This window comes from Corallococcus sp. AB045 (genome assembly GCF_003668895.1).
In the GTDB taxonomy this organism is placed as follows: Bacteria; Myxococcota; Myxococcia; order Myxococcales; family Myxococcaceae; genus Corallococcus; species Corallococcus coralloides.
This window is the reverse complement of the sequence record NZ_RAWN01000137.1, coordinates 1-26,905: the sequence shown is the minus strand read 5'-3', so window position 1 is coordinate 26,905 and position 26,905 is coordinate 1. Positions and strand designations below refer to the sequence as shown.

Sequence of the window (26,905 nt, the reverse complement as noted above, 5' to 3'; positions counted from 1 at the left end):
GGGCACCTGCCGCCCCATGGCCTGATGCGCCATGGCTGGCCGCCACCAGCCGGCGCATCAGCCCGCCCTGCACCAGCGCGGACAGCACGCCCACCACCGCGAAGAGCGCCCCGGAGCGCAGGCTCGCCTCCTTCAGGACGGCCGCGTCCGGGTGCACCGCGTGCACCAGCCACCCGCCCTCCAGCGGCACCGGCCCGGAGGAGAGGAAGCGCGTCAGCAGGTACACGGAGAAGGTGCCCTCCATCTGCGCGAAGGCCACCGTGTAGAGCAGCACCAGCACCACGCACCGGCCCACGACGGGCAGCGTCAACGCGGCGGCGGCGCCCCGCATGTTGCGCGTCGTGGCGGACGGCGAGTCCGCCCTGCGCGTCTCCGGCAGGAAGAACCAGGTGTTGATGAGGTTCAGCGCGGACAGCCCCGCCGCGAACAGGCCGATGGCCAGGTTGCCGCCCCACGCCCCCAGCACGCCGCCCAGCGCGGGCCCCAGCACGAAGCCCAGGCCGAACGCCGCGCCGATGATGCCCATGCCCCGCGCGCGCTCATGCGGCTTGGTGATGTCCGCCACCACCGCTTGCGCCGTGGACACGTTGCCACCGGACACCCCGTCGATGACGCGGGACAGGAACAGCAGGGGCAGCGTGTGCGCGAAGGCGAACAGCACGTAGCCCACCAGGGAGCCCACCTGGGAGATGAGCAGCACCGGCCGCCGGCCGAACCGGTCCGACAGCCGCCCCATGATGGGCGCCGCCACCAGCTGCATCAGCGAGTACACCGCGACGAGCAGCCCCACCGTGAAGGGGGAAGCGCCAAAGCGCACGCCGTACACGCCCAGCTGCGGAATCAGGATGCCGAACCCGATGAGGTCCAGGACGGCGATGCCGAACACCACCCGCAGCGACGCCTCCCGAGCCAACTTCGCACTCCCTCGTCCCGCGAGGGACCGTTGGAAAAGACAAGACCGCCGGAGCGCACATACGGGGCGCTCCGGCGGCCGGGAAGAATCCCACTCTCAGCGCGAGGCGTCTACATCGCCTCGGCGGACTGGATTTGACGGTTGGCCGAGTCGCGCTCGATGCAGCCCTTGGTCATCGTGTACTGGTACGTGCCCAGCTCATCACGCCAGTACTCGCCCTCGTAGGGCCAGTAGAGCTGATCGTCCGCCACCGCCACGGAGAACTTGTACTTCTTGACGATGGCCGTGCGGCCGCCCGCCTTGAGCTGCTCCTCCAGGAACTCCTTCTCCTTGGTGGTCGTCTCGAACTTGATGCGCAGGCCGTTGGCCAGCAGCAGCTTGAGCGCGCCCAGCTCCGTCTCCAGCTTGCCCTTGGCCATGATGCCGGCCTTGGAGATGAGGCTGGTGCGCTGGACCTTGAGCTCCTCCAGCAGCTGCTTGGTCAGCTCCGAGTACTTGAACGTGTCGCCCTTGTTGGAGAACAGGTCCATCTCACCCTCGAGCTCCAGGATGGAGTCGTTGGTCTTCTTCAGGTCCTGATCCGTGAGGGCCAGCCGCAGGATGCGCTCCAGGATGACGTCCGTGCCGTTCTTCTCCAGGCCCTCCTTGTTCTTCTTCTGCACGTCCGCGAGCACCGTGTAGTACTCGGAGGCATCCATGTTCTTCTTCACGAGCCCGTCCAGCTCGTCGTGCACGGGCAGGTAGGTGCGCTCGAAGTCCTGGAGGATGAGGTTGGACTCCCGGTAGCGGCAGTTCTCGTAATAGATGACCGCCTTGAGGATGAGCGCCTCCGGGAAGTACTCCTCGCGGAAGAAGGGCGACGACAGGGTGATGAGGTTGCCCAGCGCCTGCTCGTACTGGCCGATGCGGTAGTTGGCCCAGGAGGACTCGAAGAGGGCCTCCAGCCACTGCGTGTTCCCGCGCTCCACCTTGTTCAAGTAGAAGATGGAGAAGCGGTTCTGCTGCATGCCGTAGTGCGTACGGGCCAGCTGCATGAAGGCCAGCTCGCGCAGCGACTTGTCCAGCTTCGCCTGCTCGCCGGTGCGGCCCGCCATGGGACGGGTGAGGCGCACCACTTCCTTCATCGCCTCCACGGACGCCATGACGTCCGTGTTGCCGCGCTTGGCCGCCGCGTCCTTGTGGTTCGTGCCGTTGCGGAAGAAGGCCAGGCCCTCCAGGTACTTCGCGCGCGGGTAGAACACGTCCGTGCGCGGGATGGTCAGCGCCAGGCGCTTCACTTCTTCAAAGGACTTGTCCGCGTTCTCCGTCTGGCCCACCTGGTCCAGCGCGCGGCCACGCACGAAGTGGTAGCGCGCCAGCAGGTAGCGGAACTCGTTCCGGAACTTCTCCGGGAACTCGTAGTTCGCGTACCGGGCGATCTCATCCAGGATGACCGTCTCGTTCTGCGTCTTGCGGCTGATGAAGAACAGCCACTCCAGGCTCGTCTTGAAGAACTTCGTGGACGGGCCCGCGGCGAGGATCTTGGAGAACTCGCCCAGCGACGAGTGGTACAGCCCCATGCGGTAGAGCGACTTGGCGAGCACGTAGCGCGCTTCCACGTGCAGGCCCTGGAGCTTGGGGTCCCCCAACAGCTCGTGGGACGCCATCGCGGCCTTCTCGTACTCGTCGTTCTTGAACAGGCTGACGGCCGCGTCCAGGCGCTGGCGGTCCGCCGTCTTGCCGGACACGTCCACCGCGTCGAACGTCATGGTGGGCGCGGGCGGCTTGTCGTTGTCACCCGTGAGGTCCAGGCCCAGGCCGGGGCTGCCCTGCGCGGCCGGCTTCGCGGACGGCGTGGGCTTCGCGGCGGGCGCGGCCGGAGTGGCCGTCGGCGCGGGCGTCGTCGTCACCGCTGCGGGCGGCGTGGCGGGGTTGCCCACGGGCGCGCTGGTGGCGGTGGAGGACTCGTCCGCGTCCTCGGCCTCGGCCGGGGTGGCCGCCTTGCCCTTGCCGCGCTTGGCGGAAGTCTTCTTCTTCGAGGAAGCCTTCGAAGAGGCCCCCTTCTTCTTCTTCTTCGACTGGCCAGCCAGGTCCAGTCCTTCGAAGGACTGGGCCAGCGTGGGGGCCGTGTACGCGAGCGTGAGCCCGAGGACGGCGAGGCGGAGGAACCGGTGGGTGCGCATGAGTCTTTAGGAACCGGAGGGGAAGAAGAAGGACAGGCCCAGCTCGAACAGGATCTGGTTGCGGAGGTAGCTGGGCGTGGGCTCCCGGCCCTTCTCCACGTAGATGATGTCGCGCAGCTCCGTGCGCAGCGTCATCCACCGGTTGAAGAAGAAGCGCAGGCCGACGCCCACGTTGCCGCCGCCCGTGAGGTACGACTTGCTGCCCGCGACGGGCGTGTTGTCCGCGAGCGGCTCCGCCGGGCCCTTGTACTGGACGACGGACGCGCCCACGACGCCGTACATGTCGAAGTGGACGAACTTCTCCGCCAGCAGCGACAGCTTGCCGTAGATGGGCGCCCACTGGACGTCCACGCCGCCCATGAGGGTCATCTGGCCGGGCGCATACCCGTCCAGCTCCTCCCGGGTCGGCGGGCTGCAGCCGCGGGTGTCACCGCCCTCGCCCGGCGTGAAGGTGCATTTCTGCGCGGAGCCCGCCACGGAGTTCAGCGCGTAGCCGCCGCGCAGGCCCACGCCCAGCGTCTCCGTGGGGAAGTAGGTGACGGTGCCGCCAAAGAGGTACTTCTTGAAGAACGCGTCGCGGATGGTGATGGACGCGGACGGGCTCACCTCGAAGCGGCCCTTCTTGAGGAACATGTGGCCGGACACCGGCCGGATGCGCTCGCGAAGGGGCCCCAGGGCGTCCTTGTCCACCTCGGACACGTCGCCGGCCTCCTCCTCTTGAGAGGTGTTGGGCGGGTTGGAGTTGGCCGCGGTCTTCGGGGCCGGAGCCGCCGGGGCCGGCGCGGGCGTGGCCGGAGCGGCGGCGGCCGGAGCGGGCGCGGGGGCCTGGTCGGCGGCGGCGAGCGTGGGCACGCCCGCGCACAGGGTCAGGAGCAGACGGAAGGCGGGCTTCATTCGGACTCCCTCCCCGTCGACTTGAGGGGCAGGAAGATGGAGATGCCCGCGTTGAGGGTCATGACGTTCTGGAGGGCGCCCTTGCTGCTGCCCAGGGGCTGGTCCACGTAGGAGGTGTTGATCAGGGCCACGTTGACGGCCAGGTAGTCCTTGGTGACGAAGCGCATGCCCAGGCCCAGGTCGAAGGCAGGGTTGAGGCCGCGGTCGGGCAGCGCGGAGGTCTCCGTCCTCACCACGCCCATGCCGCCCAGCAGGTAGCCGTCGAAGTGGAGGATGGAGTTGAGGAAGGACACCTTGCCGTAGAGCGGCGCCCACTCCAGGTCGCCCATGGCGGACCAGTTCGGCACGGAGTTGTAGATCTTGCTGTTGAAGGTGCGCTTCGCCGTGCGGACGTCATCCGACGGGATGACCTGGATGAGCGAGCCACGCGCCGAGATGGCCAGCGTGTCCGACAGGTACCAGGCCGCGCGCAGCGAGCCGCCGAACTTCGAATAGAACGGGTCGTTCACGGAGAGGCTCACGAACGGTGAGATCTCCAGGCGGTTCTTCTTCAGGTAGACCTTGCGCTGAACGCTCTTCACCCGGTCGTCCTGGGTGATGTCCGTGAGCGGCATCAGCGCTTCGATCGGGATGTCCTTCGCCGGGGTGGCGGCTGGCGGCGACGCGGGACGGGCTTCCTCGTCCGGCGGCGGCGCGGGGTTCTCTTCGGGTGGCTTGGCCTGGGCGTCCTCGGTCAGATCGAGGCCCATGCCTGGCTGGTTCTGGGCGGGGGCCAGCGCGGGCCACATCAGGCTCAGCGCAAGCAGCAGCGTGGGGCGGTTCAAGTCCGGGCGCTCCGTGGGGGGAGGGAACGTACTGCCACCGGAAGGCAGCATGACATCAGCCACTCCATCCTATCGGCCGTATTCCCAACCATCAACCAGCAGAATGCGCCTGCCTCCTCTGTATTCCTCCCGTATCCCTTCACAATTCCACTGTGCTCACGCCCCGCGGGTCAGGGGTTGGCGCGAAGAAGCGGTGTGCTACCGTTCGCGGGTTCCGGGCGTCGTCCTCCCCCCATGCGCGCCCTGCTTCCATCCTTCCTAGAGGTCCCAAAGATGTTCGTGCGAACCGCGCTCTTCCTGTCCGCCGCCCTGATGCTGGGAGGCTGCGACGTCACCACCGAGCTGGGCAAGCCGTGCCAACTGGTGCGCAGGGCCACGGCCGAGGAGCAGGAGAAACAGGGCCGCAAGTTCATGGAGATCCAGGAGAAGGACATCGCCGTGGATCAGGACTTCATCTCCTTTGGTTCGCTGGACTGCGAGGACCTCATCTGCGTCCGCGACGACCTGAGCCCCCGCAGCGACACCCCGGAGGCGTTCGCCCTGGGCTACTGCAGCAAGGAGTGCGTGCAGGGCACCACGACGGGCTGCGAGATCACCCGCACCGTGGGCGACGTGCCGGAGGGCCTCAAGGAGCGCATGACGTGCCGTCCCCTGCTCCTGGACCAGGACACGCTGGACGCCATCAAGGTCGCCGACGAGAGCTTCTACCGGCGCACCTTCGGGGAGAACAACTCGCCCTACTTCTGCGCGGGCGCCGTGCCGGACGCCCAGGGCAACTGAAGTCCGGGCTGAACAGCCCACTGAACAGTCGCCTCGCGCGAAAGGGTTAGACCTTTTCGCGCACCCCGTTCGTAAAGGCAGGGCCCGCGTTTCAAACGCCTTTGGAGCCCTGCCATGAATCGTACGGTCCTGTTCCTCGCCCTGGCTGGTGGCCTTGCCCTCACCGCGCTGGTGCTGGGCATGCCCCGCGGGGGCGGCCTCCCGCCCACGCCGCACGTCGTCGTGGCGCCGCCCACGCCCCCCCAGCCCGTCCCGCCGCCGGGGCCGCGCGCATCCACGGGCAGCCTCCAGGTCACGAGCCGGCTGTCGCACCCGTACGTGCCGGTGGGCCCTTCGGAGACGTACGTGACGGTGGACCTCACCGGCGCGGAGGTGCCCGGGGCGAAGCGCAGCCCGGTGAACCTGGCGGTGGTCATCGACCGGTCCGGGTCCATGAGCGGCTACAAGCTCCAGCAGGCGAAGCAGGCCGCGCGGCACCTGGTGACGCTGCTGCGCGACGAGGACCGGCTGGCCATCGTGCACTACGGCAGCGACGTGAAGAGCCTGCCGTCCCTGCCGGCCACTTCTGGCAACCGCGAGCGGATGGTCCAGTTCATCGACGGCATCTGGGATGACGGCGGAACCAACATCAGCGCGGGCCTGTCCGTGGGCCGCACGCAGCTGGCGTCCGCCATGGGCGGGGCGGCCACGGTGAACCGCCTCATCCTGATGAGCGACGGCCAGCCCACCGAAGGGGTGTCCGACGAGGAGGGGCTGAAGAACGTGGTGAGGGAGATCCGCGCCTCCGGCATCACGGTGAGCTCCATTGGCGTGGGCACGGACTTCAACGAGGACCTGATGCAGGCCTTCGCGGAGTACGGCGCCGGCGCGTACGGCTTCCTGGAGGACGCGAGCAAGCTGTCCACCCTCTTCCAGCGCGACCTGCAGCAGGCCACCACCGCGGTGGCGCGCAACGTGGAGCTGTCCTTCGAACTGCCCCCGGGCACGACGCTGGGCGAGGTGCTGGGCTACCGCGCGCACCAGGCCGGCAACACCGTGCGCGTGGCGCTGCCGGACTTCTCCGCGGGCCAGGTGGAGCGCGTGGTGGCGAGGCTGCACGTGACGGGCACCGCGCCGGGCCAGTCCGTGCAGGTGGCGGGGCTGAAGGTCGCGTACACGGACCTGCTGGTGCAGAAGAACGTGGAGGACCAGTCCACGCTGGCCGCGGTGGCCACCAACATTCAGGAGGAGGTCGTCCAGCGCCAGGACAAGGAGGCCACGGTGTACGCGGCCCGGGCCCGCAGCGCGCAGAACCTCCAGAAGGCCGCGGAGGCCATGAGCCAGGGCAAGAAGGCGGAAGCGAAGGGCTACCTCTCCCAGAACCAGGCCCTCTTCATGGAGGCGGGCACGGTGGCGGGCGCGGCGGCGGTGGCGGCGGATCAGGCCGAGCAGGCCCGCGCGATGCAGGAATACGACGACGCGGAGTCCGAGGAGGCCCAGAAGGCCGCCGTGAAGAACAGCAAGGTGAAGGCGCTCAAGAGCTTCGGGCGCATGGGCTCGACGTACTGAGCCCCCTGAGGCGCAGGCCTTGAAGGCCCGGGGCGTGCAAGGGGGCATCGCCCGCCCCCCTGCCCGCCCGCCATCGCGACGTCACATCTTCGCGGTTGACCTCCGGAATCGCGTGGCCCTATCTCCGCGTTCTTCCAGGCTTCACCCCCTGGAAGCAGGGCGCACTGGAGGCGCGGACAAGCATGGCGGCGAGCGCGAGCACCCCGTGGGTCGGGGTCATCATGGGCGGCAGAAGCGACCTTGAGCACCTGCAACCGGCGATCGACATCCTCGCCGAGCTGCGCATCCCGCACGAGGTGCGCATCGTGTCCGCGCACCGCACGCCGGACTGGATGATGGAGTACGCGTCCAGCGCGGAAGGCCGCGGGCTGTCCGTCATCATCGCCGCGGCGGGCGGCGCGGCGCACCTGCCCGGCATGGTGTCCAGCAAGACGCTCCTGCCGGTGCTGGGCGTGCCCATGCCCACCACGGTGCTGTCCGGCTTCGACGCGCTGCTCTCCATCGTGCAGATGCCCAAGGGCGTCCCGGTGGGCACGCAGGCCATTGGCAAGCCGGGGGCCGCCAACGCGGCGCTGCACGCGGCGGCCATCCTGGCGCTGAAGTACCCGGAGCTGCGCGAGCGGCTGGCCGCCTGGCGCAAGGCCCGCACGGATGAGGTGCTGGCGCAGCGCGAGGTGGCGGGATGAGCGGCCCCATGGTGCTGCCGGGCGGGACGCTGGGCATCCTGGGCGGCGGCCAGCTGGGGCGCATGATGGCGCTCGCGGCGCGCACGCTGGGCTACCAGGTGCAGGCGTTGGATCCGGACTCGGCGTGCCCGTCCCGCTCGGTGGTGGACCGCTGCCTCACCGCGTCCTTCTCCGACACGACGGCGGCCGAGGACCTGGCGCGCCAGTGCGACGTGGTGACGCTGGAGATCGAGAAGGTGTCGCTGTCCACGCTCAACGCGGTGTCGCGTCACGCGCCCATGCGGCCCGGCGCCTCCGTGCTGGAGGTGGTGCAGCACCGCGGCCGGCAGAAGGGCTGGCTCGCGAAGGGCGGCTTCCCGCTGGGCCCGTGGCGCGAGGCCAACTCGGAGGCGGAGCTGTCCGCGGCCATCACCGCGCTGGGTGGCAAGTGCTTCATCAAGTCCAGCGAGGGTGGCTATGACGGGCGCGGCCAGTACGAGGTGACGGCTGCCTCCGAGGCGGGCGCCGCATGGAAGGAACTGGGTGAGCGCTCCGTGGTGGTGGAGGCCGCGCTGGACCTGAAGGCGGAGCTGTCCGTGCTGGTGGCGCGAGGGCCGGATGGGCAGCTCGCGGTGTACCCGCCCGCGTTCAACCACCACGAGGAGCGCATCCTCGCGTGGTCGCTGTTGCCGGGTCCGCTGCCCCAGGCCGTGCTGACGCAGGCGTCGCAGGTGGCGCGCGACATCACCGCCGGGCTGAAGGTGGAGGGGCTCCTGGTGGTGGAGATGTTCCTGCTGGGTGACGGGTCGCTGCTCGTCAACGAGGTGGCGCCCCGGCCGCACAACAGCTTCCACTCGACGGAAGTGGCGTGCCTGACGAGCCAGTTCGAGCAGGCCGTGCGCGCGGTGTGCAACCTGCCCCTGGGCTCCGTGGAGGTGGTGCGCCCCGCGGCCATCGTGAACCTGCTGGGCGACCTGTGGCTCCAGGAGGGTGGGCCCAGGTTCGCGCAGGCGCTGGCGATGCCCGGCGTCCGGCTGCACCTGTACGGCAAGCGCGACGCGCGCAAGGGCCGCAAGATGGGCCACCTGTCCGCGGTGGGCAGTACGCCCGAGGACGCGCTCCAGCGCGTGAAGGCCGCCGCCACGGCCCTGGGGATGTAACGCCCATGAAGACGAACGCCGCCCGGCTCCTGGACTCGCTCGGCATCGCGTACACGCTGCGCGACTACGACGTGGATCCGGACGACCTGTCCGCGGAGACGGTGGCCGCCAAGGTGGGCATGCCCGCGGAGCAGGTCTTCAAGACGCTGGTGGCCAAGGGCGACCGCACCGGCGTGTTGATGGCGGTGGTGCCCGGCAACGCGGAGCTGGATTTGAAGGCCCTGGCGCGGCTGTCTGGCGACCGCAAGGTGGACACCGTCCCCCTCAAGGAATTGCAGCCGCTCACCGGCTACATCCGGGGCGGCGTCACCGCGTTGGGGGGCAAGAAGGACTACCCCGTCTTCGTGGATGAGACGCTGGAGCTGTTCGACGCGGTCGCCGTGTCGGCCGGGGTGCGCGGGACGCAGATCGTCCTCGCCCCGGCGGACTACCTCCGCGTGACGAAGGGCAAGCCGGGACCCATTTCGCGTCCGAAGGCGTAGACCCTTTTCACGAGCCGCGCGTTCGAAGGGACATTCCCGGCCCGTGGGGGCCGTTCCCGGGGTGTCCCGATGAATGCCGCCGTGTTGCAATTCCACCACCGCGAAGCCTTCGAGCACACCGTCACGCGCGCGCTGGCGGCAGGCGCCGGAGCGGGGCTGGTGCAGTGGCTGTCCTTCCGCGTGGGCATGCCGATGCCGCTGACGTGGCTGGTGCCCGCGGCGGTGGTGCTGGCGTGCGCGCGAGGCGACCGGTGGGACCGGGGACTCTTGAGTGGCCTGGGCTTGCTGCTCGTCGCGCTGCCCTATGGGCTGGGCCTGTCGCCCGCGTGGACCGTGGCCACGAGTGGCGCGGCCGCGGGCGCCCTGCTGGTGCGCTCCCGCCTCAACGACCTGGGCGAGGAGGGGCAGGTCGCGGAGGCCCGCCCCACGCTCGTGCACTACGGCCTGGGCGCCGTGTTGGGAGCGGGGCTCACGCTGGCGGGTGGCGTGGTGGCGAACATCCTGTCGGTGCGGCTGGCGTCCGTGGCCACGCCCACGCTGCTGGCGGCGGCGGTGGTGGGCGGCATCGTGGGGCTCTTCGTGGGGCTGGGCGCCATCGCCGCGCACCTGGGGCTGACGGCCGACCCGGTGGAGGCGCGCGCGGAGGAGCTGCTGCCCCAGCTCTCCGGTGACTTCCACACGCTGTCCGAACGTGCGCTGTCCCTCTACCGTCAATGCGGCCAGTCCCTGGCGAAGCTGCCCCGCGAGCCCGCGCGCGAGGAGCTGGCCCGCACGCTGGCGCGAATCACCCGGGGCGCGGTGGAGCTGGCGTCCGAGTGGGCCGGCGTGGAGGCGCAGCTGGAGGAGCGCGCCGCCGCGGAGTTGCAGGCGGAGCGCGAAAGCCTGGAGCGCAGCGCTCGCGCGAGCACGGACGTGGTGGCGCGCCGGCAGCTGGAGGCCGCGGCGGCGTCGCTGGCGGAGGAGGTGGAGCGGCTGGGAGACATGCGTCAGCGGCGCGAGCGCATCCTCGCGAGGCTGCGCGCGGAGGTGGCCCTGCTGGAGCGTGCGCGCGTGGCGTTGCTGTCCCTGCGCAGCGGTCAGGCCCAGCTGAAGGCGGCGGAGCTGGCCTCGCTGGCCCGCCGGTTCCGCGCCCTCTCGACCGCTCAGGGAGAGGAGGGCCAGGCGATGGACGCGGTCGCTGCCCAGGTCACGCTGACCCAGGTGGCGGCGGCGAACGTGGCCCCGGTGATCCCGGTGGATCCGTCACCAGCAGAATCCGAGGGCGCCAAGGTGCCGGAAATCCAGCGGATTCAGGGGGAATAGGACCTGGGGAGGCTGACGGGGCCCTCCCGCCCCGGGCCCTGGGGGACGCCCTTGGCAAGCGTCCGTTTTCGATGTTGGCCCTGCCGAGTGGTCGGGGGGGACTGAAGCTTGCGCCAGAGCGCGGTACATTTCGGGAGCCATGAGCCTGCCCTCCCCCAGCAAGCCCGCACCACCACCGCCCTGGCTCTGGAACGGTGACGAGCCGAGGGTCGCCACCGTCTTCCAGCCCATCGTCGATCTGCTCAGCGGCGAGGTCCTCGGCCACGAGGTGTTGTCGCGAGGCCTGGGCCCGGTGGAGTCCCCCAACGAGTTGTTCAACCGCGCGCGGGTGGAGGGCTTCACCTACGAGTTGGAGCGCGCGTGCTGGACCGCGGCGGTGCGCCGCATCGCCACGCTGCCGGAGGCGCAGCGGCGTGGTCCGTTCTTCTTCAACGTCAGTCCGGACGTGCTGAGCGACGAGCGCTTCGGCGGCGCGTCCACGCTGGAGCTGCTGCGTCAGCACGGCCTGAGTCCCCAGCAGCTGGTGCTGGAGATCACCGAGCGCAGCACGTTCGAGGACACGGAGCAGCTTCGCATGCTCGCGCGGCGGTACGCGGAGCAGGGCTTCGGCATCGCGCTGGACGACTTTGGCGCGGGGCACTCGGGCCTGGTGACGCTGGTGCACAGCGCGCCGGACTTCATCAAGTTGGATCAGGCGCTGGTGCGGGACATCCACCTGCACACGTACCGGCAGCACCTGGTGAAGTCGCTGGTGGCGTTCGCGCAGCGCGTGGACGCGGTGCTCATCGCTGAAGGAGTGGAGACGTGGAACGAGCTGGCCGTGCTGCTGCGCCTGGGCATCCGGCACGCGCAGGGCTATCTGCTGGCGCGGCCCGTGAGCTCGCCGCAGCGGCCGGGAGCGGACTTCGCGGAGCGTTGCCGCGAGGCCATCCGAGCCCTGCACCACCGCGAGCACGAGGATGACGAGACGGTGGGCAGCATGATCATCCGCCCGCCGTGCGCGCCGGTGACTGCGCAGGCGGTGGAGCTGGACCGGCTCTTCCGCCGCACGCCGGGCGAGGACCACGTCGTGCTGCTGGACGGCGAGCAGCCGCACGCGGTGGTGACGCGGCGGAGCTTCTACGCGCGCTTCGGGGGAACCGCCGCCAGCACGGAGTCCGCGCTTCCGGACGAGCCGCGCGAGGCGCCGATGGTGGTGGAAGATGCGACGGCCATCACGGCGCTGGCGCGCATGGCGATGCGCCGTCCGCCCGAGTCCGTCTACGACCCGGTGGTGGTGACGGACGCGAAGGGCCACTTCCTGGGCACGGTGACGATGAAGCAGCTGATCGCGCGGGCCTCGGACCTGGAGCAGCACGCGGCGACGGGCGCGCATCCGCTGACGGATCTGCCCGGCAGCCGGATGATCGAACGGTGGATCCGCGCCGCGCTCCAGGGCAGCGCGTTCACGGTCATCTACGCGGACCTGGATCACTTCGAGGCGTACAACGACCGCTACGGGTTCCTCCAGGGCGACCGGGTGATCCGCTACACGGCGAGCGTGCTCTCGGAGTGTCTGCACCTGCTGCCGGAAGGCTCGAACCTGGGCCACGTGGGCGGCGACGACTTCGTGCTCGTGTGTCCGGACGCGGTGGCGCCGGAGGTGTTGCGCACGCTCTGCCAGCGCTTCGACGCGGAGAAGGTCCCGCTCTACGGTCCGGAGGACCTGCGGCGCGGGGGCTTCACGGCCAAGGACGCGGCGGGCAACACGGTGCCGGTGACGCTGAGCCTCGCGGCGGTGGACCACCAGGGGTTGTCCGCCAACCCCCACCCGGCGGAGCTGTCCGCCGTCGCCGCGGCCCTACGCAAGCGCGTGAAGGCCGTCTCCGCGCAGACGCACACCAGCACGTTCCTGTTCCAGCCCGGCGCGGTGAAGTAGCCGGACCGCGCCTCACTTAGCGGGTGAGGCGAGGCCATCCATCCGAGCCCGCCGAGACGGCACGGCGCGGCACGCCCACGGGAATGCCCCCTGCCCGCCGGGACTCCCCGCCGCGGCACCCAGCACGAACCTGTCCGACTGTCCGACAGGTTGGGAGCACCGGCGCTGGGCCCGCCGCCCCATCCGGGCGGAGGAAAACCTGTCCGACAGGTTGGGCGAACCGCGGATGGGGGGGCCCCGCGCAACCCGGGCGGCGGAAACCTGCCCGACTGTCCGACAAGTTTGGGATGCCCCGTGGCGGAGGGTCTTCCGGTTCGTCCGAGCAGCGCAAACCTGTCCGACTGTCCGACAGGTTGGGCGAACCGCGGATGGGGGGCCCCGCGCAACCCGGGCGGCGGAAACCTGTCCGACTGTCCGACAAGTTTGGGATGCCCCGTGGCGAAGGGTCTTCCGGTTCGTCCGAGCAGCGCAAACCTGTCCGACGGTCCAACAAGTTTCCGCAAGCCATCGCCGGGGGCCCTCCCCTCCGCTTGAGCAGCGGAAACCGGTCCGACTGTCCGACAGGTTTGGAGGCCTGTGGCGAGGAGGCCATCCGGTCCATCCGGGCAGCGGAAACCGGTCCGACTGTCCGACAGGTTTGGAGGCCTGTGGCGAGAGGGCCTTCCGGCCCATCCGCGCAGCAAGACCTGTCCGACTGTCCGACAGGTTGGATGAACCGGAGCTGGGGGCCTCGCGCCACCCGTGCGGCTGAAACCTGTCCGACTGTCCGACAGGTTTCGGCAAGCCATGGCCGGGGGCCCTCCCCCTCTTTTCGACCGGCGGGAACTTGTCCGACTGTCCGACAGGTTTTGCCGCGTCCGGCGGAAGGGGGACACCCTGAATGGCCGGGGGCGCAGGTACTCGCCGTTCTTGGACGCGGTGCGGCGGTTCGCCAGCGAGACCCTATGCAGCGCGACAGACCGTTTCGCGAGCGCCGCGCCCTACTCCCAGGCCAGGTGCAGCCGTCCGTCGGTGTAGAGGCGACCCGTAGCCTCCAGTTCGGTGGAGCCGTTCTCCACGGCGCGGTGCACGTTCGCGGGCGGCGCCAGCAGCGTGTCCCGTCCCAACGCGAACGCCTGCTCCCGCACCAGCCCCAGGTAGGCCTTGTTGAGCTGGAGCGCCCGCTCCCGTGACGGCGTCACCAACCACGCGAGGTCGCGATCCCCTCCTGGTGCCGCGCGCCTGACCGCTGGCAGGTCCAGCACTCCGTTCGGGAAGAAGCGCGCGAGCAGCTCTTCGTTTGCACGGAACTCATCGCCGCCCTGCACTCGCTCGAAGTACGTCGCGGTCTCCGGCGCGGTGTGCCCTGCCTGCGGCACATCCGGCAGGCCTCGCAGGTCCTGGGTCCGCCAGCCGTCACGCCCTGGCACCTTGCGTTGAAACGCGGCGGTGGCCCGCGCCCGGCTTCTCCGCGTCCTTGCCGTACCAGAGGTCCGCCGGCTGGCCCGGATCCACCTCCGTCAGGTAGCCGTAGCCGTCCTTCAGGTGCGTGGAGTCGCGGTCCCCACTGCTGATCATGTCGCCCTCCGCCGGCGCGGAGAAATCAGGCGCGAGCGGAGCCCCCGGCGCGAAACCCGGCGCCGCCGCGATCCAGTCGTTCTTCCCCGTCCACAGCGCTGCCTCCGGGTCGCCGTAGACGCCCTGCACGTTCTCCTCGCCAACGATGACCGTGCCCCACGGCGTCTGGCCACCGGAGCAGTTGGAGTGCGTACCGGGCACCACGCCCGCCGCCAGCGGCGCGCCGGAGTCGTCGTGCTCCTCGCCGGACAGTGTCACGCCCACGACCTTCGCAAGGGTGACGCTGGAGGCGTCGTAGCGCACGTTGGCCGCGTTGCGGTCCACCGCCCAGCCGCCCGTCGCGGGGTCCTGCACCACGCGCATCCAGGTGCCGCCCACCTGCTTCTTCCATTCGCGGTTGTAGGAGACGAGCGCGTCCGCCTGCCACGACGTGCCGTCCGCCACCGTGTTGGACAACGAGCCCGTGTTGCGAAGGAAGCGCGCGAAGTCCAGGTGTTGCCCGATGGGCGCCGTGCCCACGCGCGGCTTCGTGCCGGAGATGTACTCGTGGTTGATCCACATCCAGCCGGCCGAGGCCTGCCCGTGGTACCGCGGCGCGCGTCCGTCCTGCGACCAGCCGTCACCAAAGAAGGCGATGTAGTCCACGTTCGCCCCGAAGCGCGCCCCGCCCTTCGCGAAGGCAAGTGGATCCATCCACTTGATGACCGTGGTCGGGTACAGCCCCGGCACCGAACGCACCGTGTCCGTGGACGCGGACGACAGCGGGAACACCAGCGGCGAGGGCAGCCTCCCCGTGACGACCTGCTCCACGCGCGCCTTCACGTACTCCGCCACGTTGGTCGCGCCCGTGCCCAGGTCCCCCCGGAACGTCACGGCGATGACGGACGACAGCGGCGTACCGGACTCCACGCCCGGCGCGCGAGCCGTGGCGCCCGGCCCCGGCTGTCCCTGGACACCACCAGGGCCCGGACCGCCCGGCTCACCCGAGGGCCCCTGGGCGCCGTCCTTTCCGTCCTGACCATCCTGGCCCTTCACGCCGTCCACACCCGCGGGGCCCTGAGCGCCCTCGCAGCCCACCCACGTCGCGGTGCCAAGCAAGAGCATCGCGCCCGTGGCGAGGCTCAACAGATGCGAAGCCATGCAGTGCATCCTCCAGAAGGTGGCGCGCGCTTCGACGCGCGGCGCGAATCCTGAGGAGGCGGCGTGGCGCTGCCTTGAGCAGCGCGTCACTTCTTCATCACGGGCACGCCGGTCGCGCGACAAACGCGCATCACCGGCTCCCGTTGCGTCACGGCGTGATGGGGAGGGTGCTCACGCCCTCGAACTCCGCCGTGCCGCCGCGGACGATGCCGTTCTTCTGGCACCAGCCGCCCGGCACCTCCAGCACGTACTGGCTGGGGATGCCCACCGTGCGGTTCGTCAGCGTGCGCGGCTCCGCGTTCTCGATGATGCCCACGACGCGGCCCTCGGACGTGATGAACAGCATGTCCAGCGGGATGAGCGTGTTGCGCATCCAGAAGCCGCGCACCTCTTCATCCGGGAAGATGAAGAGCATGCCCTGCCCGGCCGGCAGCGACTTGCGCCACATGAGGCCGCGCGTGCGCGACTCGTCCGTGGCGGACACCTCCACCTCCACGCGGTGCACACCTCCGTAGGCATCCTTCAGCCGCACGTGCGCGCGCGGCAGGGTCGGCATCACGTAGTCCTCCGCCGACACGTCCTTGGACCGGGGACGCGCCGGAGCGGGCGCGGCGGGCTTCGGAGGCGCGGCGGGCGCTTCCTGACACGCGCCGCCCGCGAAGGCCAGCGCCGCCAGGACGAACGTGAGGCGCGTCCGCGTCTTCATGACGGGTGCTGGGGATGCAGGGGCTTGTTGAGCAGCTTCTCGGTCAGCTCGGAGCCCAGGCTGTCCGACATGAGCCGCTCGACCAGTGTCTCGAAGTCCACGCGCTGGGACTCGCTGCTGTAGATGAAGCGGATGCCCATGCCGGGCTCCTCCGCGTCGGCCTTGGACCAGACGACTTCGCCCAGCAATTCAAAGGGTGCCTCTCGGTGCGGCACCGTCAGCTTGAAGAGGAAGCGCGTGCCAATGGGCAGCGGCTTCTTCGTCTTGATGAACGTGCCGCCCTTGCTGATGTTCTTCGTGTAGTCAGCGAAGAACGAATTGAGCTTCTTGTAGTCGACCTTCAGCTCGATGGGCGCACGACCGTGGGTGCGCAGTTCGGATCCGCTCTTCTGTTCGGACATGCGGCCGGGGAGTATAGGGGACGCCATGCGGCAAGTCCTCCCCCGTGCCCGTGCACTGTTGGGCCGTCCAGCCGTCCTGGCCACCGTACTGCTGCTCGGCGGTGGGGGGTCGGCCCTTGTCCTCCTCCCCCTCTTCGGGGTCCCCGGCTTCGAGCTGGGCCTGGCCCTGTCCATCGCCATCGGCCTGCTCGGAGGTGGGACAGGCATCGCCGCCGCCGCCCAGGAGCGCCGCATCCTCGCGGGCGCCGCCCCCCTGCCCGCCCGGGTGGAAGCGTCCGCCCTGCCCGGAACCGCCGTGGGCCGCGCCCTGGGGGCCAGCATCGTCCTGAACCTGGGGGTGCTCGTCCCCCCCTTCGTGTGCGCCCTGCTCTTCGCCCGGTTTCGCACCGCGTGCGACCCCTTCGAGCTGGCGGGCTTCTACCCCCTGCTCACCATTCCCTCCGCCCTGGTGGCCTCCGCCGCGGGCGTGCTCCTGGGCTTCGCGACGGCCCGGCCCCGGGGCGCGGCGGGCCTGTACGCCCTGCTCCTCCTCGCCTCACTGGCGGTGACGGTGTGGCCCATCGTCTTCGGGCCGCAGGTGTTCGCCTTCAACATCTTCCTGGGCCACCTGCCCGGCCCGCTCTACGACGAGGCCCTCCAGATGACGGCCGCGCTGGGCTGGTTCCGCCTGGAGACGCTCCTGTGGGTGGGCGTCTTCGCGGGGCTCGCCATCGCGCTGCTGGACGTGCGCACCGGGCGCCTGGCGCTGAAGGGCGCACGCATGGCCGGGCTGCTGGGGCTGGTGCTCCCCTGCGCCCTGGGCATCCTCTGGCTGGAGTCCCGCGCACCACAGCTGGGCCTGCGGATGAGTGATGCGTACCTCTCCGAGCAGCTGGGCGGGGTGCGGGAGACGGAGCACTTCGTCCTGCACTACCCGCGCGGCAAGGCGCGTCAGGACGTGGACCGCATGGCCCGCGACCTGGAGTTCCGCTTCGCCCAGACGTCGGGCTTCCTGGGCGTGGCCCCCACGGAGCGCGTGCGCGTGTGGCTCTACCGCTCCGAGGACGAGAAGCAGCGGCTGGTGGGCGCCGGCCGCACCCAGTTCGCCAAGCCCTGGCGCACGGAGCTGCACATCCAGGACAAGCCCTTCCCCCACTCCACGCTGCACCATGAATTGGCGCACGTGATGGCGGGCCCGGCGGGCTCCGGCTTCTTCCGCGTCACCACCCGGCTGGGCGTGTGGCCGCTGATGGGCGTGATTGAGGGGCTCGCGGTGGCCGCGGACGACCCCGTCCAGGGCGAGCTCACCCTGCACCAGTGGGCCGCGGGCATGCGGCGGCAGGGGCTGGCCCCGGACATGCGCGACCTCATGGGGCCCAAGGGCTTCTACCAGTCCGCTCCGGCGCGCGCGTACACCGTGGCGGGCTCCTTCCTGCGCTACCTGGCGGACACCTACGGCGCGGACCGGCTGCGCGCCGTCTACGCGCACGCGGATTTCAACGAGGCCTATGGCCGGCCCCTGGACGAGCTCGTCACCGAATGGGAGCGCACCCTGGACGCGCTGCCCCTGGACGCGTCCGCGCTCGCGCGGGCCTTCGCCCGCTTCCGCACCGGCAGCCTCTTCACCCGCGCCTGCGCCCGAGAGGTGGCCCGCCTGTCGGACTCCGCCCGCGAATCACTCGCCAGCGACCCGCAGGACGCGTTCGAGCGCTACCAGCGCGCCGCCCGGCTCCAGCCGGAGGAGCCCTCCTACCAGCTGGGCCAGGCCGTGGCCCTGGACGCCCTGGAGCGCGGGCCCGACGCGGCGAAGGTGCTGGCCGCGCTCGCGGACCAGGTGAAGGACCGGCCCGCGCTCGCCGCGGAGGTGGCCGTGGCCCGCGCCGACGTGGCCCTCCGCCTGGAGGACGTGGAGGGTTCGCGCGCGTTCCTCCAGGCCGCGCTCGCGCTGGACCCGGGGCCGGAGCTCACCCGTACCGCCCAGGTGAAGCTGGCCGCGCTGGAGACGCCGTCGCGCCGCGCGCCCATCGAGGCGTACTTCCGCGCGCCGCAGGAGGAGTTGCGGCTGCTGCTGCTGGACCGCGCCCTCCTCGCGGCGCCGCAGGATCCGTGGCTGCACTACCTGATGGGGCGGCGGCTGCACCAGGTGGGGGCCCCGGCGCTCGCGGGCGAGCAGCTCCAGCGCGCCCTTTCGGACACCACCCTCCCGGAGGCCATCCGCCGGGAAGCCACGCGGCTGAAGATTGAAGACGCCTACCTGGCGGGCGACTGCGGCGCCGTGCGGCATGAAGTGGGCGCGCTGCCGGACTACGGGGCCGCCTTCCGGGCGGCGGCCTCCGAGTGGCAGGCCCGATGTGACTTCGAGCAGACGGCCTATCGCGGGCCCCTGGTGCCGCGTCAGGCTTTCCGCTAGACGCGGGCCCCTGCGCAGAGACGATTCACGCATCGACGGAAAGGTGGATGGGGCATGCACTTCGAGAAGACGCAGTACATCCAGGGGACGGTGGACGAGGTGGAGCGCGCGCTGTTGGACGAGCGCTACTTTCCGTACCTCCTCCAGCACCACGGCGTGCTGCTGGAGCTGCAGCCCCAGGAGGTGCGTGTCGACGGTGACCGCGTGCACCGCAAGGTGCGCTACCGCCCCAAGCCCGTCATCTCCTCCGTGGGCCCCAAGAAGGTGTCGCCGGAGTGGTTCGCCTTCATCGAGACGTCCACCTACGACAAGCGCACCAAGCAGCTCTCGTTCACCAACACGCCCACCTCCCACACCATCTCCAAGATGCTGGTGAACACGGGCGTGCTGAAGCTGCGCGACCTGGGCAATGGCCAGACGGAGCGCAAGATGGAGGGCGAGCTGTCGCTCAAGGTGCCCTTCCTGCTCAAGCCCGTGGCGATGATTGCCGAGCCGCTCATCAAGACGGAGGGCCTCAAAATCCTCGACGGCGAGCTGCCCGTGCTCAACCGCTTCATCGCTGAAGTCATCCGCGCCAAATAGTCAAAGCGCACGGAGGGCGGCGGGGCCTGGGAATGGGTTGACACAAATGCGGTTGAACCCATAAGGCCCCGCCATGCACAACCGCTTCCTCGCCCTCTGCGCCGTCTTCTTCCTGGCCGCATGCGCCCCGAAGCGCATCCCCGGCACGGAGCTGGAAGACACCGGTGAAACCCGCGCCATCCTCGCCGTGATGGAGAAGTACCGAGCCGCCCTGGAGGCCCGCGACGCGAAGGCCATCCAGGCGCTGGTGTCCCCGAAGTTCCGCGACGACGCCGGCACCCCCGACGACCCGGCGGACGACCTCACCGCCGCCAACCTCGAGTCCCACCTCCGGGACCTCTTCCAGAAGCTCCAGAACCCCAAGGTGGACTTCAACATCCGCCGCGTGGAGTTCCACGAGGACGAGGACGTCGCGCTCGCCATCTACTACTGGAACGCGTCCTGGCGCATGCCCGGCCTCAACGCCCGGCCCCAGTCGGACTCGGAGCTGGAGCAGATGGTGTTCCAGAAGATCGACGGCGACTGGAAGATCGTCTCCGGCATCTAGCCGCCGGAGCATTCCCCGTCACACGCCCACGAGCGCCCTCAGCCCGTCCGGGCCCATGTCATCCAGGGCCCGCGCGCGGGACAGGTAGGTGCGGAAGTCCTTGGGCGCGAGCTTGTCCGCGCCCAGCGGGGACAGGTGGTAGTCGCGGATGCGGCTGGTGGTGAAGCGCACCGCGCCGTAGAGGGCGTGGCCGTACAGCGCCCGCTTCTCCACGTCCGACAGCGGCCGCGCGTCCTGGTAGCCCCGCAGGAGCGCCTGGCACCGCTCGGGCTGGTACGCCCCCTCGAAGCACCACGCGTTGAGGGTGATGGCCACGTCCAGCGCGTACGCGTCCACGCAGGCCATCTCGAAGTCGAAGAAGGCGCCCACGCGGTCGCCCAGCCACTTCACGTTGTCCAGGAAGAGGTCCGCGTGGATGACGCCCCGGGGCTCCAGTCCCTGGCGCTCGGCTTCCACGCGCGCAAGGTACCGCTCCAGCTCCGCCGCCACCGAGACGAGCTCCGGCTCCGGCCGCTGCGACAGGCCTTCCAGCCAGCCCTTCACCAGGGCGGGGCCGTAGGGGTTCGCGCGCGTGCCTCCGAAGGACTGCGTCACCCGGTGCAGCTTGCCCAGCTCGGCCCCCAGGCGCTCCAGCACCTCCGGCGTGAGGCGGTCGCGGGTGTACTCCTCGCCGGCCAGCCACTTGAAGACGCTGATCCGCCCGCCGTGCAGCTCCAGGAAGGGCGTGGGCCCCGGAGGCACCAGCAGCACCGGCGCGGGGAAGTGCGCGCGGGACAGGTGATCCAAGAGAGATGCCTCGAAGCGCAGGTCGTCCGGCGAGCGCACCGTCGTGTGGCGCACGAAGACGCGGCCCGCGTCCGTCTCCAGCCGGTGGTTGGTGTTGATGGAGCCCTGGGGAATCGGCGTGATGGAGCGCACCGCCCCCAGGCCCCAGACATCCGCCACCTGGGTGAAGGCCTCGGGGGGAAGTGTCGTGTAGACGGCCATGACGTGCCTCCGGGGAGTGCCGCCCCCGCGTGCGTGCTGCCCCCACCCGTTGACACCCCAGGGGGCCGGACCTATCTGTCCATGCCCGTCCTACTTCGCATAACTGTCTGAAAATCTTCAATCTTTGCGCGTGAGGCCACCCCCATGGAAACGTCGGGCCGCGGTGACTGGAAGCGTCGCGAGGGACTCGGCAGCGCCCTGGCCCAGATTGGCGTCGTCGCCGTGCTGCTGGCGGCGGGGGTCGCCTGGTACGTGCACCAGGGACAGGTACGCCAGGAAGTGGACGCCCACCTGCGCACGGCGCGCTCCGCGGTGTTGAAGGGCAACCCCAGCGACCTGGCCATGGCGCAGCAGAACCTGGAGGCCCTCTTCGCGCTCGCGCCGGACTCGCGCGACGCGCGGGCGCTGGCCGCGGACCTCCAGGCGGAGCTGTGGCTCACCCACCACCAGCCCGGCGCGGACGCGAAGGCTCGCGAGCAGCTGGAGCGCGCGGAGGCGCTGGGCTCGCGCTCCGGTGAGCGCTACGGCGCCCGGGCGCTGCTGCTCGTGGGCGCGGGACAGACGGAGGAGGCGCACAAGCTGCTGGAGGAGCTCAAGTCCCAGGGCGCCAACAGCCCCCGGCTGACGCTGGCCCAGGCGCGGCTGCTGCAGAAGGAGGGGCGCCTCTCGGAGGCCCGCCAGGCCTTCGCGCGCGCGGCGGAAGGGGCCTGGAAGGATCCACGCTTCTCCGGGGCCTACGGTGAAGCGCTGCTCGACGAGGGGATGTTCCCCCAGGCGGTGGAGGCCTTCTCGCGCGCCACCACCGCGAACCCGGATCACCTGCTGTCGCGGGTGACGTCCGCCCTGGCGCAGCTGTACGCGGGGCGGCCTCCGGACGGCGTGACGGAGTTGCTGGAGGAGGTGCGCTCGCGCGGCAAGGAGCTGACGCCCGCGCTCCAGGCCCGCGTGGCGGTGGTCCAGGCGGAGGTCTCCCTGGTGAAGGGCGCCCCGGACGAGGCGCTCACCCACGTGGACGCGGCGCTCAAGGCCTGGCCGGAGGACCACTACGCCCTCTTCACCCGCGGCCGTGCGCTCGCGGTGAAGCGCGCCCCGGAGGCCCGCCAGGCCTTCGAGGCGGCGGCGGCGAAGCGGCCCACCGCGCCGCTCTTGACGCTGGAGGGCGCGCGGCTGCTCCAGGCCCAGGGCGACGGCGAGGGCGCGCTGGCCATGCTGGACACCTACGAGAAGACCTTCCGCGAGGTGAAGACGCGGACGGCGGACGGCAAGGAGCTGCCCGCGTTGGACCGGGACGACCGGTACTGGCTCGCGCGCGGCGGCGTGATGGAGGCGGCCGGCCGTCAGGACGACGCGCTCGCGGCCTACGACAAGGCGCTCGCGGCTCGCGGCGTGGGACTGGCGCGGGCGCAGTACGCCAAGGGCGCGCTGCTGCTCGCGCGCAAGGACTTCGACGGCGCGAAGGCGCTGCTCACCGCCGTGGCCCCGGAGACGGGCGCGGGCAGCATGCCGGAGGCGTACGCGGCGCTGGGTGAGCTGCTCTTCGCCCAGGGCGAGTTCGCAGCCGGGTGCCAGCAGCACTACTTCTCACTCGTGCGCGCCCGTGCCCAGGGCGCGCCCGTGGAGCAGCTGGCCACGCGCGCCAACGACATCAAGCAGCGCCTGGAGACCAGCGGCCAGGCCGCCATGGCCAAGGCGTGGCTCACGGAGGCGGGGCCGCTCTTCAACGGCAACGACCCCGCCGCGGTGACGCGCTAGAACAGCTCCGAGGGATCCAACCGGCGCTGCTTCGCCTTCACCACGCGCCACTCGCCATCGTCCTCCTTCTCGAAGGTGCCCTCGATGGAGTAGGCGTTGAGGACGCTGTCCCGGGCCAGGTCCTCCAGCTTGTCCGCCTGTGAGCGGCCGAAGATGAAGCGCGCCTGGAAGTCACCCTGCGTGGGTGACACCTCGTGCACGTCGATGTCGGTGGTGAAGATGCGGACCCACTGACCGCGCAGCACCTGCGCGGTCAGGATGCCGCGCACGTCCTTCTTGCTCCAGCCTTCCGTCGTCTTGAAGCGCTCGGACACGCCCTCCATCACCTCGCCCACGTCCTTGTCCTCCGCCGAGCGCGTCATCGCGATGATGCGCCGGGTGACGGCGTCCTTCACGCCCGGCTCCTCACGCGGCCAGAAGAACAGCACGAGCGCCGCGGCGACCACCGCCGCCATGCCGCTCAACACCCGGGTTCGAGTCAGCACCATCTCAGGCGGCCCCGGTCTCCGGCTCCAGCATCATGTCGTCCGCGTCGATGATTTCGAGCGGGCGCAGCGCTTCGCCAATCTGCTTCAGGCGGCGGTCGGACAGCTGCTCCAGGTACGTGCGGATGTTGGGGAAGGTCGTCACCAGCTCCTGGAAGGCCTCGCGCTTGAGCCACCCCGCCGCCGTCTTGCGTGTCACGGACACCGTGGCCGTGGCCCGCAGGCCCGTGAGGAGTGAAATCTCTCCCGCCACGTCACCCTCGCGCAGCACGCCCAGCGTCACCATGCCGCCCGCCGGGTCCTCCTTCTGCACCGTCAGCTCGCCGGCAAGCACCAGGAAGAGGCCCTGGGAGTACTCGCCCTCCACCAGGACCCTCTCGCCGGGCTGCAGCGCGCGGAAGGTGAAGCGCTGGAAGAACGCGCCCCGCTCCGACTCCGGCAGCTGCTGGAACAGGGGCGAGTTCGCCATCAGGTTGCGCATCATGCGCTGCTGCGCGAAGTCCGCCAGCAGCTGCGGCACCGCCGGGTGGCTCTTCGCCACCGCGTTGAGGTGCTCGCGGCGGATTTCGAAAACCTCCGAGTCCGACACCGCCGTCACCGACGCGGTGGGCGGCGCGCCCGTGAGCAGCGCCAGCTCCCCGAAGATGGAGCCGCCGCCCAGGAAGCCCAGCGTGCGGTCCTCGCCGTCCGTCCTGCGTGTCACCTCCGCCTTGCCGGCGACGATGACGTGCAGGTGATCATCCGGCTCACCCTCGCGGCTGATGACCTCCTCCGGCTTGATGGTGCGCCACACCATGCGCCCCACCAGGTCGAAGAACGCGTCCCGGTCCAGGTCCGCGAACAGCGGCAGGGGCGGACGGCTCTGCGGATCCGCGGTGCCGCCGGTGTCCGGAGCGGCCAGCACTTCAATCGCGCGGTTGGACAGCTCCTCACCAACGAGGCCCATCAGGTCCGTGTCCACCTTGCCGTCGTACAGGTGCTCCGGCGGCAGGGGCGGCGGCACGGCGGCGCGGCCCGGGGCGCTGCGCGCGGCGCGCGAGTGCACGCGGTAGAGCGTATCCTTCAGGCGGCGCTCGTTCGGCGACAGCTCCAGGGCCAGCTTGCACGCGGCCATGGCGCTCAAGAGGTAGTCGCGGCGCAGGAGCCCCTCCGCGCACGCGTGGTACGCGGTGACGGCGCGCTCGCGCTCACCCAGCTCCGCCAGGCACCGGGACGCCAGCATGCGCGAGCGGTGGTCCGCGGGCACGCGGCGAACGGCCTCCGCGAAGACGGCGAGGGCGCGCTCGAACTGGCGCTCCTCGAACAGGTCCATGCCCAGCTCACGCAACGACGACTCGTTCATCCGGTGTCTCCAGACCGCGCACGACGACAGGTGTGACAGGGATACATGAGAGAGGCCGCCCACCCCCATTCCACGGGCGGCGGCCCCCTGGCTCCAGCTAAAGCGCTACGAACCGCCGGCCTTCTGCAGGTCGCTCAGCGCCATCTCCGCCTTGCGCTTCACGTCCGCGCCGTCCGCGGACGCCTCGATGACGATCTTGAACTGCTCCGTCGCCAGGGCGGGGTCGCGGTCGCGCGAGATGTACGCCGACAGGTACAGCTCCTCCACCTTCTTCTGCAGCTCGTCCAGGCCGTCGCGGGCGCGCGAGTCACCCGGGTTGAGGCGCAGCGCCTCGCGGAAGCTGCGGCCCGCCAGCGGGTACTCCTTGCGCTTGAAGGCCGCCTGCCCCGCCGCCACCGACGCGGACGCCAGCTCGTTGTCCAGCGTGTCGCCCAGCGAGCCCGCGAAGCCAATCTGCCGGTACACCTCCACCGCGCGGCGCAGCGGCTTCACGGAGGCCTCCAGCGCGTTGTTCTCGTACTTCTTCTGGCCCTCCTCGAAGGCGGAGCGGAACTGGGGGATGAGCTTCTTCAGGTTGCGCGCGCGAGCCTGGATGTCCGCCTCGTTGCGGTACTTGTCCATCACCCGGTCCACCTCCAGCGACGCGCGCTGGAAGTCCCCGCCGTTGAAGCGGCGCTCCACGTCCTGGAAGGCCTCCGCCACGAACTCCGCGCGGCGCTGCTTGGCGTTCTCCGCGGCCACCGCCTGCCGGATGCCGGCCTGCCGCACGGCCTGCTGCGCCTCCTTGGCCAACTGGTTCTCCAGGTCCGCCAGCTTCTCCTCGTAGAGCGAGCGCGTGCCCTGCGGCAGCTCCGCGATGAGGGTGCGCGCGTCGTCCGGCCGGCGCTCCTTCAGCGCCGCCTCGACCAGGCTCAGCGTGTACGCCTGCTCCTTGACGTCCAGCTCCTCCTCCAGCTTCTTGCGCACCTCGTCCGTGCGCGCCGTGCCCTGCGGCGTGCTGGTCAGCTTCGCGCGCGCGTCCGGGTAGCGGTTCTCCGCCATCAGGTCCCGGGTCGCCTGGAAGGCGTCCATGATGTCCTGGAGCTGCTGGGCCGCCTTGGCCACGCCGTCCACGTCGATGCCCACGCGCAGCTTCTCCGCCTCCTGGGCGAAGCGCACCGCGTCCGGGTAGTCGCCGTCGCGCACCTTGTCGCGCGCTCGCTGCATCAGCTCCTGGGCGCGCGCCTGGCTGGGGTCCACCACCGGCTTGGGCGGCGGCTTGTTCCCACCGGACATGGCCAGGCCCGCGATCAGCATCAGGAGCACCAGGCCACCCACCGCCGCGCCCACCTTCATCTTGAAGGTGATCTTGAAGCCCTCGCGCGCCGTCGAGCGCACCGGACGCGGACGGGGCACGCCCGTCTTGCGCGCCTTCTCGTCGCGCATCAGGTCCGCGAGCTTGTAGTTCGCGTTGGTCTTCTCATCCAGGCGCGGGTCCTTCTTCTCCCTCTTCTCCTCCTTCTTCTCGTCCGACTCGCCGGACTCGGCCTTGGCGCGCATCTCCTTGATGAGCTCGCCCTCGTCCACGAAGCGCAGGCGCGTCTTGCCCACGGAGATTTCGTCCCCGTGCTTCAGGATGCACTCGTCGACCTTCTGGTCGTTCACCTGGGTGCCGGAGATGCCGCCCAGGTCGCGCATCACCACGCCGCTCTCGCCGTAGACGAGCTCCAGGTGACGCCGGGACACCGTCTGGTCGCCCAGGGCGAAGTCGCAGTCCTTGCTGCGCCCCACCACCATGCGCACGCCCTTGAAGCGCTTCTTGCGCCCCTTGTCCGGGCCGTCCAGCACCAGCATCAGCACCGGGGGGCCGGCGCGCGTCGTCTCGGAGTTGTCCTCATCCTCCTCGGCGGGCTCCTCCACTTCCGGACGCACGTCGCCAATGGAGGCCACCCGCGTCTCGCCCGTGCGCGAGCGAACGGGCTCCGCGTCGCCGTACAGCTCCGGGTCTCCCCCGTCCTGGCTGTCCTCGCCGGAGAGCGGCGCGGACCAGTCTTCATCCGGCACGGCGGAGACGCGGCGGGAGCCGCCCCCCGCGGGGGCTTTGGGTCGGCGGTCCGCCGTCGCGCCCCCGGCCGAACGGCCGGTACCCGAACGCGATGACGGTGATGGACGGCGAGGAGGCATGGATGGGTCCAGGTTGAAGCGGCGAACATCTTAGAGCGCCCACCGCACGGTGGGAATGCGCTCCCAGCGTTCCTTTCAGGGAAGACGGGCTCGATCCGGTTCGTTGGCCCGCACGGCGTCCCGTCTCCGATGTAGGTTTCCTCTATTCCCGCTTCCTCAAGAGCCACGAGCCCCTCCATGCCCCGAGCCCTCGCGTCCTCCCGGCG

At 70.5% G+C, this 26,905-nt stretch carries 23 protein-coding genes; 11 read left to right on the top strand and 12 right to left on the bottom strand.

Annotated elements, in window-relative coordinates:
• The 4 genes from D7Y21_RS27945 to D7Y21_RS27930 form a co-directional block, all read right to left on the bottom strand.
• Nucleotides 1-913, bottom strand: a 913-nt coding sequence (locus D7Y21_RS27945) for an MFS transporter (protein ID WP_121716776.1), incomplete at its 3' end; no start/stop codon positions are given.
• A gap of 110 nt (nt 914-1,023) precedes the next feature.
• Nucleotides 1,024-3,075, bottom strand: a complete 2,052-nt coding sequence (gltC, locus tag D7Y21_RS27940; protein ID WP_120563347.1) for an adventurous gliding motility protein GltC — start codon at nt 3,073-3,075, stop codon at nt 1,024-1,026.
• A gap of 6 nt (nt 3,076-3,081) precedes the next feature.
• Nucleotides 3,082-3,969, bottom strand: a complete 888-nt coding sequence (locus D7Y21_RS27935) for an outer membrane beta-barrel domain-containing protein (protein ID WP_121716774.1) — start codon at nt 3,967-3,969, stop codon at nt 3,082-3,084.
• Nucleotides 3,966-4,793 (bottom strand): outer membrane beta-barrel domain-containing protein, encoded by an 828-nt coding sequence (locus D7Y21_RS27930; RefSeq protein ID WP_120563734.1) that lies wholly within the window; start codon nt 4,791-4,793, stop codon nt 3,966-3,968. Before D7Y21_RS27930 ends, D7Y21_RS27935 begins: the two co-directional genes overlap by 4 nt.
• A 273-nt stretch (nt 4,794-5,066) precedes the next feature.
• Between D7Y21_RS27930 and cglC the strand changes: the two genes are divergently transcribed.
• The 7 genes from cglC to D7Y21_RS27895 all read left to right on the top strand — a co-directional run bounded on the left by cglC (nt 5,067) and on the right by D7Y21_RS27895 (nt 12,648).
• Nucleotides 5,067-5,573, top strand: coding sequence for an adventurous gliding motility lipoprotein CglC (cglC, locus tag D7Y21_RS27925; protein ID WP_120563349.1), 507 nt, complete (start codon nt 5,067-5,069; stop codon nt 5,571-5,573).
• Between the two features lie 114 nt (nt 5,574-5,687).
• Entirely contained in the window at nt 5,688-7,121 is a 1,434-nt protein-coding gene (locus D7Y21_RS27920) for a VWA domain-containing protein (protein WP_120563350.1), read from the top strand.
• 182 nt (nt 7,122-7,303) lie between these two features.
• Entirely contained in the window at nt 7,304-7,807 is a 504-nt protein-coding gene (gene purE / locus D7Y21_RS27915; RefSeq protein ID WP_199724273.1) for a 5-(carboxyamino)imidazole ribonucleotide mutase, read from the top strand.
• Nucleotides 7,804-8,946 (top strand): 5-(carboxyamino)imidazole ribonucleotide synthase, encoded by a 1,143-nt coding sequence (purK, locus tag D7Y21_RS27910; RefSeq protein WP_120563351.1) that lies wholly within the window; start codon nt 7,804-7,806, stop codon nt 8,944-8,946. The genes purE and purK overlap by 4 nt, the downstream gene beginning before the upstream one ends.
• A 5-nt stretch (nt 8,947-8,951) precedes the next feature.
• On the top strand, nt 8,952-9,428 hold the full coding sequence (ybaK, locus tag D7Y21_RS27905; protein WP_120548074.1) for a Cys-tRNA(Pro) deacylase: 477 nt from the start codon (nt 8,952-8,954) through the stop codon (nt 9,426-9,428).
• A 69-nt stretch (nt 9,429-9,497) separates the two neighbouring features.
• Nucleotides 9,498-10,730 (top strand): hypothetical protein, encoded by a 1,233-nt coding sequence (locus D7Y21_RS27900; RefSeq protein WP_120563352.1) that lies wholly within the window; start codon nt 9,498-9,500, stop codon nt 10,728-10,730.
• A gap of 139 nt (nt 10,731-10,869) precedes the next feature.
• Entirely contained in the window at nt 10,870-12,648 is a 1,779-nt protein-coding gene (locus tag D7Y21_RS27895; protein ID WP_121716772.1) for a GGDEF domain-containing protein, read from the top strand.
• Nucleotides 12,649-13,628: 980 nt separating this feature from the next.
• On the opposite strand, the gene D7Y21_RS27890 is transcribed toward D7Y21_RS27895, so the two are convergent.
• The 4 genes from D7Y21_RS27890 to D7Y21_RS27875 all read right to left on the bottom strand — a co-directional run bounded on the left by D7Y21_RS27890 (nt 13,629) and on the right by D7Y21_RS27875 (nt 16,452).
• A complete protein-coding gene (locus tag D7Y21_RS27890; RefSeq protein WP_199735500.1) occupies nt 13,629-14,057 on the bottom strand; it encodes a hypothetical protein in 429 nt (142 codons plus the stop codon).
• Entirely contained in the window at nt 14,044-15,345 is a 1,302-nt protein-coding gene (locus tag D7Y21_RS27885; RefSeq protein ID WP_147469393.1) for an alkaline phosphatase PhoX, read from the bottom strand. Before D7Y21_RS27885 ends, D7Y21_RS27890 begins: the two co-directional genes overlap by 14 nt.
• A gap of 148 nt (nt 15,346-15,493) precedes the next feature.
• Nucleotides 15,494-16,051, bottom strand: a complete 558-nt coding sequence (locus tag D7Y21_RS27880; RefSeq protein ID WP_199724275.1) for a DUF192 domain-containing protein — start codon at nt 16,049-16,051, stop codon at nt 15,494-15,496.
• On the bottom strand, nt 16,048-16,452 hold the full coding sequence (locus D7Y21_RS27875; RefSeq protein WP_120528360.1) for a TIGR02266 family protein: 405 nt from the start codon (nt 16,450-16,452) through the stop codon (nt 16,048-16,050). Before D7Y21_RS27875 ends, D7Y21_RS27880 begins: the two co-directional genes overlap by 4 nt.
• A 25-nt stretch (nt 16,453-16,477) precedes the next feature.
• Here D7Y21_RS27875 and D7Y21_RS27870 point away from each other — a divergent pair, with 25 nt between their 5' ends.
• The 3 genes from D7Y21_RS27870 (at nt 16,478) to D7Y21_RS27860 (ending at nt 19,970) form a co-directional block, all read left to right on the top strand.
• A complete protein-coding gene (locus D7Y21_RS27870) occupies nt 16,478-18,841 on the top strand; it encodes a hypothetical protein (RefSeq protein WP_199724276.1) in 2,364 nt (787 codons plus the stop codon).
• Between the two features lie 54 nt (nt 18,842-18,895).
• Nucleotides 18,896-19,423: a hypothetical protein gene (locus D7Y21_RS27865; RefSeq protein WP_120563356.1), complete on the top strand. Its 528-nt coding sequence runs from the start codon at nt 18,896-18,898 to the stop codon at nt 19,421-19,423.
• Between the two features lie 73 nt (nt 19,424-19,496).
• Nucleotides 19,497-19,970: a nuclear transport factor 2 family protein gene (locus tag D7Y21_RS27860; RefSeq protein ID WP_120563357.1), complete on the top strand. Its 474-nt coding sequence runs from the start codon at nt 19,497-19,499 to the stop codon at nt 19,968-19,970.
• An 18-nt stretch (nt 19,971-19,988) separates the two neighbouring features.
• Here D7Y21_RS27860 and D7Y21_RS27855 read toward each other — a convergent pair whose 3' ends face one another.
• On the bottom strand, nt 19,989-20,957 hold the full coding sequence (locus D7Y21_RS27855; protein WP_120563358.1) for a homoserine kinase: 969 nt from the start codon (nt 20,955-20,957) through the stop codon (nt 19,989-19,991).
• A gap of 144 nt (nt 20,958-21,101) precedes the next feature.
• Between D7Y21_RS27855 and D7Y21_RS27850 the strand changes: the two genes are divergently transcribed.
• Nucleotides 21,102-22,709: a tetratricopeptide repeat protein gene (locus tag D7Y21_RS27850; RefSeq protein ID WP_121716767.1), complete on the top strand. Its 1,608-nt coding sequence runs from the start codon at nt 21,102-21,104 to the stop codon at nt 22,707-22,709.
• Here D7Y21_RS27850 and D7Y21_RS27845 read toward each other — a convergent pair.
• The 3 genes from D7Y21_RS27845 to D7Y21_RS27835 form a co-directional block, all read right to left on the bottom strand.
• Nucleotides 22,706-23,197: a hypothetical protein gene (locus D7Y21_RS27845; RefSeq protein ID WP_120563360.1), complete on the bottom strand. Its 492-nt coding sequence runs from the start codon at nt 23,195-23,197 to the stop codon at nt 22,706-22,708. The genes D7Y21_RS27850 and D7Y21_RS27845 overlap by 4 nt on opposite strands.
• A 1-nt stretch (nt 23,198) precedes the next feature.
• A complete protein-coding gene (locus tag D7Y21_RS27840) occupies nt 23,199-24,536 on the bottom strand; it encodes a cyclic nucleotide-binding domain-containing protein (protein WP_120563361.1) in 1,338 nt (445 codons plus the stop codon).
• Between the two features lie 105 nt (nt 24,537-24,641).
• Nucleotides 24,642-26,579 carry an FHA domain-containing protein gene (locus D7Y21_RS27835; RefSeq protein WP_233591551.1) on the bottom strand — a complete coding sequence of 646 codons (1,938 nt, stop codon included), beginning with the start codon at nt 26,577-26,579 and terminating at the stop codon, nt 24,642-24,644.
• Nucleotides 26,580-26,905: the final 326 nt, after the last annotated feature.

Bases quoted from the DNA above. Each gene is read 5' to 3' on its own strand.
- purE (WP_199724273.1), top strand. From the start codon at position 7,304: ATGGCGGCGAGCGCGAGCACCCCGTGGGTCGGGGTCATCATGGGCGGC.
- D7Y21_RS27855 (WP_120563358.1), bottom strand. From the start codon at position 20,957: ATGGCCGTCTACACGACACTTCCCCCCGAGGCCTTCACCCAGGTGGCG.
- cglC (WP_120563349.1), top strand. From the start codon at position 5,067: ATGTTCGTGCGAACCGCGCTCTTCCTGTCCGCCGCCCTGATGCTGGGA.
- D7Y21_RS27880 (WP_199724275.1), bottom strand. From the start codon at position 16,051: ATGAAGACGCGGACGCGCCTCACGTTCGTCCTGGCGGCGCTGGCCTTC.
- purK (WP_120563351.1), top strand. From the start codon at position 7,804: ATGAGCGGCCCCATGGTGCTGCCGGGCGGGACGCTGGGCATCCTGGGC.
- D7Y21_RS27840 (WP_120563361.1), bottom strand. From the start codon at position 24,536: ATGAACGAGTCGTCGTTGCGTGAGCTGGGCATGGACCTGTTCGAGGAG.
- D7Y21_RS27860 (WP_120563357.1), top strand. From the start codon at position 19,497: ATGCACAACCGCTTCCTCGCCCTCTGCGCCGTCTTCTTCCTGGCCGCA.
- D7Y21_RS27845 (WP_120563360.1), bottom strand. From the start codon at position 23,197: ATGGTGCTGACTCGAACCCGGGTGTTGAGCGGCATGGCGGCGGTGGTC.
- D7Y21_RS27920 (WP_120563350.1), top strand. From the start codon at position 5,688: ATGAATCGTACGGTCCTGTTCCTCGCCCTGGCTGGTGGCCTTGCCCTC.
- D7Y21_RS27935 (WP_121716774.1), bottom strand. From the start codon at position 3,969: ATGAAGCCCGCCTTCCGTCTGCTCCTGACCCTGTGCGCGGGCGTGCCC.
- D7Y21_RS27895 (WP_121716772.1), top strand. From the start codon at position 10,870: ATGAGCCTGCCCTCCCCCAGCAAGCCCGCACCACCACCGCCCTGGCTC.
- D7Y21_RS27850 (WP_121716767.1), top strand. From the start codon at position 21,102: ATGGAAACGTCGGGCCGCGGTGACTGGAAGCGTCGCGAGGGACTCGGC.
- D7Y21_RS27885 (WP_147469393.1), bottom strand. From the start codon at position 15,345: ATGGCTTCGCATCTGTTGAGCCTCGCCACGGGCGCGATGCTCTTGCTT.
- D7Y21_RS27865 (WP_120563356.1), top strand. From the start codon at position 18,896: ATGCACTTCGAGAAGACGCAGTACATCCAGGGGACGGTGGACGAGGTG.
- D7Y21_RS27875 (WP_120528360.1), bottom strand. From the start codon at position 16,452: ATGTCCGAACAGAAGAGCGGATCCGAACTGCGCACCCACGGTCGTGCG.
- D7Y21_RS27900 (WP_120563352.1), top strand. From the start codon at position 9,498: ATGAATGCCGCCGTGTTGCAATTCCACCACCGCGAAGCCTTCGAGCAC.
- gltC (WP_120563347.1), bottom strand. From the start codon at position 3,075: ATGCGCACCCACCGGTTCCTCCGCCTCGCCGTCCTCGGGCTCACGCTC.
- D7Y21_RS27870 (WP_199724276.1), top strand. From the start codon at position 16,478: ATGCGGCAAGTCCTCCCCCGTGCCCGTGCACTGTTGGGCCGTCCAGCC.
- ybaK (WP_120548074.1), top strand. From the start codon at position 8,952: ATGAAGACGAACGCCGCCCGGCTCCTGGACTCGCTCGGCATCGCGTAC.